Raw genomic sequence first — 11,093 nt, 5'->3', positions numbered from 1 at the left:
TCGTATCCTTGCATCTGCGAAGGGCCTGCGAAGGCCCCTCGGCCTTGGCGTTCACCTGTGTCATTCCGGGGCGCCGCCGGCGAACCCGGAATCCAGACCTACCCCGGTGGCAAGGTGGAGCCCTGTCGGCGGCTCCGAATCCCGGGTTCTGCCTCGCAGCCCCCGGGATGACGGCGCTGTCGCGAACACCGATCAGACCGATCGAAAAGCGTGTCTCCGGTAACACGGGCTGGGGCGTGCCCCATCCGAACAGGTCGCACACCTCACTCAGGGTGCGTGCCGTGCAGCCTCCGCATTCCGCTTGCGGGTGGCCGCTGCCTTGCGCGCGGAGGCCGAGCGTTCCTCCGGCGTGCGCGCGGCCGATGCCTTGCCGCCGATCGCGCCGCCGCGATGCGCTGCCGGGTGGTCGCTGGCCTTGCCCCGTCCCGAGCCGCCCGGCTTCTTGCCGCCACCGTCGTCCTTGTTGACGGTGGCCCAGGCCCGCGCCTCTGCCTCCGGCTCGGGCACGCCGCGCGCTTCGTAGGATTCGGCGATGTGCTCCGCCTTGCGGCGCTGCTTGTCGGTGTATTTCGATTTGTCGCCCTGGGCCATCTCAGACCTCCGATGTTCAGCCCGCCGCCGGCTCAACCCGTCACGGCCGGTCCGTCGAGGACCGCCCGGACGCGCCGGATCAGGTCCGTCCGGCGATAAGGCTTGTTCAGAAGATCGAACGCCGAGCCACCCGCATCGGTTCGCTCCAGGCTGGCCTCGGCGTAGCCCGTGGTGAGCAGGACGCGCAGACCCGGGCGCCGCGCTTGCGCCTCCCGGGCCAGCGCGATCCCGTTCATGCCGCCGGGCATGATCAGGTCGGTGAACAGCAGATCCACCGTGCCGCCGCCTTCGAGAATGTCGAGGGCCTCGCGCCCGTGCCCCGCCATCAGCGTGGTATAGCCGAAGTCGCGCAGGATGGTTCGGGCGAGCTCGGCCACGTCCTCGCGATCGTCCACGATCAGGATCGTCTCGGTGCCCTTTCCGTCCGCCACCGCCGGCCCCTCGGTCTTGGTGTCCGCCTCGTCCTGTTCGGTGGCCGGGAAGGAGAGCCGCACCACGGTGCCTGCCCCGAGTGTCGATTCGATGCGCGCGAGGCCGCCCGACTGCTTGGCGAAGCCGTAGACCATCGAGAGGCCGAGGCCCGTGCCCTTGCCCTCCTCCTTGGTCGTGAAGAACGGGTCCATCACGCGGGTCAACACATGGGCGGGGATGCCGCTGCCGGAATCGGCGACGCTGACCGTGACGTAGCGGCCCGGCGCGAGGCCGGCGACCGCTTCCGCGCCGAACACCTGGTTCTTCGTGGTGATTCGAAGGCGGCCCCCGTCCGGCATGGCGTCGCGGGCGTTGATGAAGACGTTGAGGAGGGCGACCTCCGCCTGGTTCGGGTCGACCCGGCAGTTCCAGAGGTCCGGGGCGAGGTCACGCTCGATCGTGATGGCCTCGCCCAGCGTCCGGGCCGCCATGTCGCCCATGCCCTGGACCAGGGCGTTGAGGTTCACCGAGCGCCCCTCGAGGCGCTGTTTGCGGGCAAAGGCCAGCAATTGCTGCGTCAGGGTGGTGGCGCGCTCGGCGGCCGTGCGGATGTTGTCGGTGGCGCGCCGCAGGCGGTTGCGGTCGGCATCGGGATCGGCGAGCCCGGCGCCCAGGATGTCGACGTAGCCGACGATGACCTGGAGCAGGTTGTTGAAGTCGTGGGCGATGCCGCCGGTGAGTTGGCCCAGCGCCTCCATCTTCTGGGCCTGGCCGAGGGCCTCCTCGGCGTCGCGTCGGCGGGAGACGTCGAGCTGCGAGGCGAAGAAGTACACCAGCGTGCCGTCCGCGTCGTAGACCGGCGAGACGAAGAGGGCGTTCCAGAACGGCGTGCCGTCCTTGCGGTAGTTGACGATCTCGGTGGCGACGTTCTCGCGGGCCGCGATGGCGCGGGCGAGGTCGCGCACGACGGTGCGGTCCGTCTCCGGTCCCTGGAGGAAGCGGCAGTTGCGGTCGAGGACCTCGTCTCGTCCGTAGCCCGTCATCGCCAGGAAGGCATCGTTGGTGAAGATGATCGGGTTGTCGGGCCGGCGCGGATCGCTCACAACCATCGGCATGCGGGAGGCCGCGACCGAGGCGAAGAAGAAGGCCGTCGCCGGGTCGGCCGGAGCGCTGCCGTCTTGGCCGGCGCCCTTGGCGCGGCTGTCACTCGCCGGCGGGCGGTTCGGCGTCTCGTTCATCGTCGCGCAATCACATCTCCGGGCTTGCGCCCCTAGGCCTTGCTGATCTTCAAACGCCCGGCGTCGTCCGGGTTTCCCGCGAAAGCGGCGGCCCGCGCGCAACCCTGCGTGACCCGCCGCGCGCCGGAGCCGGCGCGCGGCGAAGCGCGTCAGCGCTGCTTCATCTCGAAGCGAACGCTGTTCACGTTGGCCCGCTCGAAGGCCTGCATGACGTGCTGGTAGGAACGCTCCATGTCGGTGGCCTCGACCCCGTCCACCTCCTCTGGCTTCAGGACGAACATCAGCATCGAGCGGCCGGTGACCTCGTAGGTCGCGCCGATGGGCTTGCTGACCACGTCCTGGCTGTCGGGCAGGTTCGTATCGAGCAGCCGGGTCCAGCCCACGCCGCCCACGGATTCCGGGAGCGTGAACGACACGAGGTCGTGGTAGGCGTTGTAGAGCAGCAATAGGGTGGCGTCGCCGCCGCGCTGGTGGATGCCCGAGGCCTGGGCGCGTCCATCGAGGAGCACGGCCAGGGCCCGCGCATCGCCCTGCGTCCAGTTCTCCGGCGACATCTCGGCGCCGTCGGGCCGCAGCCAGGTCACGTCCTTGACGCCGAACTCCTCGTCGTAGGCCCCCGTGAGGAAGCGCCCGCGGGTGAGGATCGGCAGGGCCTCGCGCAGCAGGGTCAGGCGCTGCGTGAACTCGGCCAGATCCCGCTCCTCCGGGCCGATCGCCTCCCAGTCGAGCCAGGAGATCTCGTTGTCCTGGCAATAGGCGTTGTTGTTGCCGTTCTGGGTGCGGGCGAATTCGTCGCCCGCCAGCAGCATCGGGGTGCCGCGGGACAGGAAGAGGGTCGCCAGCATGTTGCGCATCTGGCGCAGGCGGATGGCGCGGATCTCCGGATCGTCCGTCGGTCCCTCGGCGCCGTAATTGTTCGAGAGGTTGTGCGAGTGGCCGTCGCGGTTGTCCTCGCCGTTGGCCAGGTTGTGCTTCTCGTTGTACGACACCGTGTCGTTCAGCGTGAAGCCGTCATGGGCGGTGAGGAAGTTCACCGAGGCCCAGGGCTTGCGCCCGCGCTTGTTGAACTTGTCGGCCGAGCCGGTGAGGCGGGCGGCGAGATCCGGCAGCTTGCCCTCGTCGCCGCGCCAGTAGCCGCGCACATCGTCGCGAAAACGGTCGTTCCACTCGGCCCAGCCCGGGGGGAACCCGCCGACCTGGTAGCCGCCCGGGCCGCAATCCCAGGGCTCGGCGATGAGCTTGACGGCGTTCAGCACCGGGTCCTGCCGGCAGGTGTCGAGGAAGCCGCCGCCCTCGTCGAAGCCGTGCGGCTCGCGGCCCAGGATGGTGGCGAGGTCGAAGCGGAAGCCGTCCACCCGCATCTCGGTGGCCCAGTAGCGCAACGAGTCGGTCACGAGCTGCAGCACGCGCGGGTGGGACAGGTTGAAGGTGTTCCCGGTGCCGGTGTCGTTGATGTAGTAGCGCGGCTCCTTGGGCATCAGCCGGTAGTAGGAGGCGTTGTCGACGCCCTTGTAGGACAAGGTCGGCCCCTTCTCGTTGCCCTCGGCGGTGTGGTTGTAGACCACGTCGAGGATCACCTCGAGGCCGGCGCCGTGCATGCGGGCCACCATCTCCTTGAACTCGGAGAAGGCGAAGTCCGGCACCGCCGCGTAGCGCCGGGCGGGGGTGAAGAACGAGATGGTGTTGTAGCCCCAGTAGTTCACCAGGCCCTTCTCCTGCAGGTAGTCGTCCTGCACGAAGGCGTGGACCGGCAGGAGCTCCACCGAGGTAACGCCGAGGCTCTTGATGTAATCAAGCACCGCGGGCGTGCCGAGCCCCGCATAGGTACCGCGCAGCTTCTCCGGCACGGCCGGGTGCAGCTTCGTGAAGCCCTTCACGTGGGTCTCGTAGAAGATCGTCTTCTCCCACGGCACGTGGGGCTTGCGGTCCCGGCCCCAGGTGAACGCCGAATCGATGACGCGCGAGCGCCGGGTGTAGGGGGCGGAATCGCGGTCGTCGAAGCTCAGGTCGTCGCCCGTCTCCATCTTGTAGCCGAACAGGGCCGGGTTCCAGGTGATGGAGCCGACGAGGCCTTTGGCGTAGGGGTCGATGAGCAGCTTGTTGGGGTTGAAGCGGTGGCCGGCCTTGGGCTCGTAGGGGCCGTGCACGCGGTAGCCGTAGATCGTGCCGGGGCGCGCGTCGGGCAGGTAACCGTGCCAGATCTCGTCCGTGTACTCGGGCAGTTCGATGCGCTCGATCTCGTTCACGCCGTCGTCGTCGAACAGGCAGAGCTCGACCTTGGTGGCGTGGGCGGAGAAGAGCGCGAAGTTGACGCCGAGGCCGTCCCAGTTCGCGCCGAGGGGATAGGGGGACCCCTCCTTGATGCGCGAGCGGGCGCTGCGGCTCTGCGGGCTCGCGCGATCGGCGGGAGAAGTCGTGTCGGCCATTTGCGCTCCGGAAGCGTTCTCGACGCGAGCCTGGGCATCGGCGATGCCCAGGCCCTGAAAATCACGACGGCAACGCTCACGCTTCGGCGGAAGGTCCGCCGGGCCGGAAACTTTTTGCGCTGCGCAACCCGGTGCCGAGACGTGCTTGCCCTCGACCTCCCGGCTTTCCTGGCGCGCGCGCATGCGGCATGACTGATGCTTGCCGCCACACTGCGGCGAACCCCACGAGGAGCCCCTGCATGACCGAGCATCCCAACGCCTTGCAGAGCATCGCGGAGCGTCACGGATTCAGTCTCGACGCAGTCCGCCACCTCGTCCGGTCCCTGGAGGCCGGCCAGGGACGCATGGCGCAGTTCGACCACCCCGATCTCGGCGGATTCGGGCAGTGGACCAGCGGCGGTATGACGATGATCGGCGATATGTTCAATTCTGGGCTGAAGACCCGCGTGAGTGCGCTCTGCGCCGACCTCGCCTCCTCCCTCCCGGCAACGGGTTGGGCCGAGCCCCGGCCGGCTTCGGCGAACTGGCCGGCCGAATGGGGACCGCCCGCCACGTCGGGTTCGCAGAACGGGATGCGGTACGCCTATTTCCCGGCCCGGCATCGCCTCGCCGTGGAGACGGAGGGCCGGGTCGCGCTCTACGACACCGAAGGCCACGACATCAGCGGCGTCGCCCAGCAGCAGGGCGGGACGTCGAGCCTGCGCTTCTCCGGACGCGACGGTGCGGTCGACCTCGCCAGCTTGAAGCGTGTCGACGGGGGCGGAGCCGTCTCCGAGGGGACATCGGACGCGGCATCCGAGGCTCCGCCGTTCAAGCCTTCACGGGGTGGGTCCTCGTCGGTCGGGTCTTCGTCGAGCGGTGCCTCGCCGCTCGGGTCCCTGCCGTCGGAGTCCGGGGCTCACGCGCCCCCGGCAGCCCCCGCCGGCCGGGCGGACGACATCCTGGGGACGATCGAGCGCCTGGCCGACCTGCACCGCCGGGGCATCCTCGATCAGACGGAATTCGCGTCGAAGAAGGCCGAGTTGCTGGCCCGCCTCTAGTCCCGGGGCTCCGGCGCCCGATCTGAGGCGGGACCATGGCCCGGCCCCGCGATCTCCTCGACGTCACCACCATCTACCACGAGCCGGCGGTGCCGGATTTTTCGCGCGGGCGGGAGATCCTCGATCGGTTCCCGGAGGCCGAGCGCATCGTGGTGCCCTCGCACTGGAACATCCCGAGCCTGCACGGCAATGCCGGCTCGGTGGAAGATTGGGTGCGCATCAAGCGCTCCACCCTGGTCCTCGGCGTGAAGAAGGGACTGGCGATGCGGCCGAACGGGCGCAGCGCCCACTTCATCGCCCCCTCGACCTCCAACGGCTGCGCCATGGCCTGTGCCTACTGCTACGTGCCGCGCCGCAAGGGATTCGCCAACCCGATCTCGGTCTTCGTGAACGTCGAGGCGATCGCCGCCGCGATCGTTCGGCACGCCAGCCGCCAAGGCCCCCTCGGCACGCCGGACACCATCGATCCCGCCCTCTGGGTCTACGACCTCGGCGAGAACGGCGACCTCTCGGTGGACGCGATGGTGAGCGACACCGTGCGGGACCTCGTGGCGCTGTTCCGGGACATCCCCAACGCCAAGGCATCCTTCGCCACCAAGGCGGTGAATCGCGATCTCCTGGCCTACGACCCGCAGGGCAAGACCCGCATCCGCTTCTCGCTGATGCCGGAGCGCATCGCCCGCATCGTCGACGTGCGCACCGCGCCGATCCCCGAGCGCATCGCCGCGATCGACGACTTCGTGGCCGCCGGCTACGAGGTCCACCTCAACTTCTCGCCTGTGATCCTCTACCCCGGCTGGGAAGCGGACTGGTGCGCCCTCTTCGATGCCGTCGACGGCGCGATCGGCCCTGCGGCCCGCGCCCAGTTGAAGGCGGAGATCATCCTCCTCACCCACAATGCCGACCTGCACGCGGTCAATCTCGGCTGGCACCCCAAGGCCGAAGACTTGCTCTGGCGCCCGGACATCCAGGAGGCCAAGGTCTCCGAGGGCGGCGGCGCGAACCTGCGTTATCGCACCGGCTGGAAGGGCAAATGGCTCGCCCGGTTCAAGACCCTGCTCGCGGAGCGCATGCCGTACTGCACGGTGCGCTACGCGTTCTGAGGCCAGAGGTGCACGGCGCAGGCCGTGTCCCATCCGGCGATGTAGCTGACGGGTGTTCATCGGCGATTGCCGGGTAGGGTCGGGTTGTGAGGACCAACCCCGCACCCGAGAGATCCCCCGTGAACGACGAGATGACGACCCTGCGCGGTCTCGTGGAGAAGAGCGCCGATGCGGATTTGCTGCTCGGGAGGATCGGCTTTGCGGTTGAGCGTTTGACGGAATTGGAAGTGGGCGGCCTGACCGGGGCGGCCCGCGGTGAGAAGAGTGCCGAGCGTCGAGTCCAGCGTAATGGGTATCGCCACCGGGACTGGCAGACGCGGACCGGTACGGTGGGGTTGCGGATCCCTGGCGTACATGAGCTTGCCGACCGCTCATCGGGTCAAGCATCCCAGCACGAACCCCCTCGATCGCCGGAACGGCGAGATCGAGCGCCGGACCGAGGTCGTGGGCATCTTTCCCGATGAGGCTGCCGCTAGAGCGACCGCCAGCGCCCCCGGGTTGGGACGCCTGTGCGGCCCAGACAAGCCGCCGTGTTCGGACAGGTGTTTATCCTTCTACAACAGCACGTTAGCGGCTATGGTAGACTAACCTGGCCACGACTGCGAAAAGAACTCCATCTATAGCCGTGGGTGAGGACTAACGCGACGACGCGACGCCTGGACCAAGCGACCCGGTGGGTGGCGTGGGGCCGGATGAGGAGGTGGTAGTCCTCAGACCGCGACGCAGGTGGCAAGTTCCTTTGCCGCGCCGCATCAACCTGTCCTAATACAAAGCAGATACAGTCGCATAAGATTACCTTCACATCGTTCTCAAGGGGATACCAAAGCTTGCTTCCGCCCTCGGGCCAGCCTCGGCGCTAGAGTGGGGGGAGTTCCGGTCGTTGAACCGGGGCGCCTGCCGTCGGTGCGCCGGAAAGTACCGGTTGGGCCGATGCGATGGCCTATCCATTGGCTATGGTCCCGCTATCGAGACAAGTAGCTTTGTGCACAACCAATCGAGCTTTGCGCTAACCCTTCTCTCGCATCAGCGAACTTCCGGTAATCGAGTTTAGGAACTGAGAACCGTTGGCCGGCTAGCCCATCATCATGGACGCCTTCGGAGCACTCAGGTTCGTCAAACGTTTTCATCGCACTGAGAGCGGCGGTGTGCTCGTGCTCTTTGCCCTGGCAATGCCCGTCCTCATCGGGATGAGCGCCGCTGCCCTGGAATACACCGGCCTGGTGAAGCGCCGCGCCGAGCTTCAGCGCGCGGCCGACAGCGCGAGCATCGCCGGGGTCAACCAATTCAAGCTCGCCAATGCCGACGATGCGGCAGCGGTCCGTACAGCACAGGCGATGGCGTTGGCGCAGGCGCGCAGCGGCGCTGGAGGGACACCGCGCGTGAGCGCGTCCGTGATCGGGAACCACTCTGGGGTGCAGGTAACGGTCGCCGAGACAGTGCCGCTCTCCTTCGGCAAGCTCCTCAACATGCCCAGCGTCGAAGTCGCCGTGAGCTCGACAGCCAAGCTCTCGGGCACCACGCGCCTCTGTCTCCTCGCCCTCGATCCGCTTGCGATGGGTGCGTTCCATCTGGAGAGTGCCGCGCGGATCACAGCGACCGACTGCTCGCTCTACTCGAACTCTAGGAACGCGGCCGGTATCCAGGGCGAGAACTTGGCTGTCGCCTCGGCGATCTCCACCTGCTCGGCAGGCGGATACTCCGGCTCCGGTGCCAACTTCACGCCTCCGCCCGCCACCAGCTGTCCTCCACTGCGTGATCCGTTGATCGACCGGCAAGGTCCGACGCCCGGCTCCTGCGTTGACCTCGGCTTCTTCGTCGACCCCTTGAAGTACGTCTTTGGCATCGACGATCCGGTCTACGGCGTGAACGTCGTCAGCGGGAACGTGACCATTGGCCCGGGCACCTACTGCGGCGGTCTGCACATCACCAAGGGGGCACGGGTGACCCTGAGGCCCGGCGTCTACATCATGCAGAACGGGCCCCTGGTCGTGGACAAGGATGCCAGCTTCACGGGCACCAACGTCGGTTTCTACTTTACCGGCGTGCGCGGCGGGTTGCTGTTCGACCAGCAGAGCATCATCAGCCTCACTGCACCGAAGGACGGCATCATGGCCGGGCTGCTGCTCTTCGAGGACCGCCTTGCTCCCCCAGCACCTGTGTCGCTTCTGCCCGCCAGCGGAAAGGGTAAGGCCAAGCCTGCACCGGGCGGCTTCATCGCGGCACGCGAGTACCGGATCATCAGCGACAATGCTCGTACATTGCTGGGGACGATCTACCTGCCGGTCGGGCGCCTGATCATCGACAGCAAGAAGCCGATCGCAGACCTGTCAGCCTACACGGTGATCGTCGCGCGGATGATCAACCTCTACGACGGCCCCAACCTGATGCTGAACGCCCGCTACGGCAGCACCGACATCCCGGTACCCACCGGCGTGGGCCCGAGTTCGGCGGACACGCAGTTGTCGCAGTAAGTGCACGAGCACCGACCTCCCACGCGTGGTGGTGCGTCAGGCGAGGGGACGGGAAATTTACGCTCTGGCGCTCGGGACTGTCCCACGTGACGGTCCTCTGCGCGGCGGCGAACTACACCGCGGCCGATTCCCTCGCCGAGACGGTGCGCGATGCCCTGAAGAACGTCCGTCACGTGAAGGTCGCGCAGCACCGCGTCACGATCCTGCAGAACGGCGAAGACCTCGGGAGCGCCACCGAGGACGGCAAGAGCTTCCAGCGCGTGACGGGCTACCGCGTCAGCGTCAGCGGGTGATCTGATGGATTGGAGCTGGCATCACCCGATCGCGAAGGATCGCCTCGGCCTGTCCGAGATCGCGCGCATCTCCGGCGTGGATGCGGCCACGATCCGGCGCTGGATCCATCGCGGTGCGCTGAAGGTGCCGCCAATCGGCCGCGGGCGGGATCGCGCGTGCACGATCTAGCAGGCTATCCACGTGGCCATCATCGCAGACATGAGCCGCATAGGCCTGCCGATCACCGGTAAAGGCGCGGACCTCTCGCTGGCGCTCTTGGGCTACGTGCGCCACCGCGTGGCCCTTGACGGCGACGCGCGCGATGTGGGCTCGGTCTCGCTCACTATGGTGCCGGACACCGACGATTGGGGCATCCGACCGTCAGAAATGGGTGCCGACCGGCGAGTCCTGCATCATCATTGGTTTAAGAAAATTGATAGCCAGCGTTATTCTTCGTTTCTGCCCTTCGAGCCAAAGTAGCTATCAATGTCGTATTTTATCATGACAGGACCGGGGTCGTCATCCCCGTCACTCACCGCAGACAATCTTGCAGACAGGGCGGCTGCTTCGAGGGCCAAATCTCTATAATACCGAGAGATATTCTCGCATGTCTCGATGTGAATTTCGTGAGTTTGCATTTCTGCAAATCTAAAAGGGAAGGAATTTTTGGCGTATATGAAACAAACGTCTCGGACGATGCTTGGATGAAGATATCCAAGGTCATTGATGACGCTGTCAAAAATCGGCGTCTCCGTTTTTCCAATCTCCAAGGTTTGGGTGCGAAAACCTATTTTTGATTCTTTGTCTCTTTTAGTTCTATTGGCATCCGCTTCAAGCGACTGCGATAAGCTATAGTGCCTAGGGTACAGGCCATCCAGTTCTCCTATAAGGGCGGCAGATATTTTCTTTGCTTTAAAGGCATTTTCTTCTAATCTCTGAATCCTGTTTAGTTCATGAATGTGCAAACGTGCATCGCGATCTAGCGCACCTTTATGCTCTTGCGACTTAATGAGGTTGGCGAACCCACGTTTTGTTTGATATGCTATTGCTGCGACACCAACGAGGCCTGCAACAAGGGTTGCAGCAGGTTGGGTTAGGAATGACAAATCAAATGTCATTTCAGATTTCTGTGCTGGTAGGCGTCGCCAGGTGCATCCCCGTCTAGGACCGCTTGGAAGGCATCGAGCGCCGACTGTAGGTCGGCAAGCCTTCGAAGATCGGTGTCTGTCGGGAGTGCATCGCTATCGGACAGCTTCAAGACAAGCTGTACCCGCTCTTCGCTGAGGGCCACACGGTAGCCTCGCACCTTCGCTTCACTCATCGTCACCCACTCTCGCTTCTGATCTCGATATTTCGATCAGAGCCTAGGGCAGATCGGCCGCAGAGCCGAATCGGGGCCGATACTAGGGCCCGCTAGGGCGCCGGCTCAAAAATTTAATCAAAACAATGTGTTAAAGAGATATCTGGCGGAGGGAGCGGGATTCGAACCCGCGATACCGTTTCCGGTATACACACTTTCCAGGCGTGCGCCTTCAACCAC

At 65.8% G+C, this 11,093-nt stretch carries 11 protein-coding genes and 1 pseudogene; 8 read left to right on the top strand and 4 right to left on the bottom strand.

Features of this window, described 5'->3' with window-relative positions:
* Nucleotides 1-267: 267 nt before the first annotated feature.
* From K2X24_RS08905 to glgX, 3 genes are all read right to left on the bottom strand, one after another.
* A complete protein-coding gene (locus K2X24_RS08905; protein ID WP_292496922.1) occupies nt 268-591 on the bottom strand; it encodes a plasmid stabilization protein in 324 nt (107 codons plus the stop codon).
* A gap of 32 nt (nt 592-623) precedes the next feature.
* On the bottom strand, nt 624-2,240 hold the full coding sequence (locus K2X24_RS08900; RefSeq protein WP_292496918.1) for a histidine kinase famiy protein: 1,617 nt from the start codon (nt 2,238-2,240) through the stop codon (nt 624-626).
* 149 nt (nt 2,241-2,389) lie between these two features.
* The gene (gene glgX / locus K2X24_RS08895; protein ID WP_292496916.1) at nt 2,390-4,666 is read right to left on the bottom strand and encodes a glycogen debranching protein GlgX; all 2,277 of its coding nucleotides are present in this window, start codon (nt 4,664-4,666) and stop codon (nt 2,390-2,392) included.
* Nucleotides 4,667-4,905: 239 nt separating this feature from the next.
* Between glgX and K2X24_RS08890 the strand changes: the two genes are divergently transcribed.
* The 8 genes and pseudogenes from K2X24_RS08890 to K2X24_RS08865 all read left to right on the top strand — a co-directional run bounded on the left by K2X24_RS08890 (nt 4,906) and on the right by K2X24_RS08865 (nt 10,033).
* The gene (locus tag K2X24_RS08890) at nt 4,906-5,706 is read left to right on the top strand and encodes an SHOCT domain-containing protein (protein WP_292496914.1); all 801 of its coding nucleotides are present in this window, start codon (nt 4,906-4,908) and stop codon (nt 5,704-5,706) included.
* A gap of 35 nt (nt 5,707-5,741) precedes the next feature.
* The gene (locus tag K2X24_RS08885) at nt 5,742-6,809 is read left to right on the top strand and encodes a spore photoproduct lyase family protein (RefSeq protein WP_292496911.1); all 1,068 of its coding nucleotides are present in this window, start codon (nt 5,742-5,744) and stop codon (nt 6,807-6,809) included.
* 119 nt (nt 6,810-6,928) lie between these two features.
* Nucleotides 6,929-7,156, top strand: a pseudogene (locus tag K2X24_RS08880) (transposase); the annotation flags it as partial.
* A complete protein-coding gene (locus K2X24_RS24385) occupies nt 7,098-7,397 on the top strand; it encodes a transposase (protein ID WP_366934467.1) in 300 nt (99 codons plus the stop codon). The pseudogene K2X24_RS08880 and the gene K2X24_RS24385, both read left to right, overlap by 59 nt.
* Nucleotides 7,398-7,894: 497 nt before the next feature.
* Complete coding sequence (locus tag K2X24_RS08875; RefSeq protein ID WP_292496909.1) at nt 7,895-9,280, top strand: TadE/TadG family type IV pilus assembly protein; 1,386 nt, start codon at nt 7,895-7,897, stop codon at nt 9,278-9,280.
* A gap of 86 nt (nt 9,281-9,366) precedes the next feature.
* The gene (locus K2X24_RS08870) at nt 9,367-9,573 is read left to right on the top strand and encodes a hypothetical protein (protein ID WP_292496907.1); all 207 of its coding nucleotides are present in this window, start codon (nt 9,367-9,369) and stop codon (nt 9,571-9,573) included.
* 4 nt (nt 9,574-9,577) lie between these two features.
* A complete protein-coding gene (locus K2X24_RS24380; protein ID WP_366934466.1) occupies nt 9,578-9,742 on the top strand; it encodes a MerR family transcriptional regulator in 165 nt (54 codons plus the stop codon).
* 12 nt (nt 9,743-9,754) lie between these two features.
* On the top strand, nt 9,755-10,033 hold the full coding sequence (locus tag K2X24_RS08865; protein WP_292496906.1) for a hypothetical protein: 279 nt from the start codon (nt 9,755-9,757) through the stop codon (nt 10,031-10,033).
* Here K2X24_RS08865 and K2X24_RS08860 read toward each other — a convergent pair.
* Nucleotides 10,000-10,671 carry a hypothetical protein gene (locus K2X24_RS08860; RefSeq protein WP_292496903.1) on the bottom strand — a complete coding sequence of 224 codons (672 nt, stop codon included), beginning with the start codon at nt 10,669-10,671 and terminating at the stop codon, nt 10,000-10,002. The two genes, K2X24_RS08865 and K2X24_RS08860, sit on opposite strands and share 34 nt — an antisense overlap.
* Nucleotides 10,672-11,093 lie beyond the last annotated feature (422 nt).

The sequence above is a fragment of the Methylobacterium sp. genome, from assembly GCF_019750675.1.
Taxonomy (GTDB): Bacteria; Pseudomonadota; Alphaproteobacteria; order Rhizobiales; family Beijerinckiaceae; genus Methylobacterium.
The sequence above is the reverse complement of the archived record's forward strand: the minus strand, read 5'-3'. Positions and strand labels throughout refer to the sequence as shown.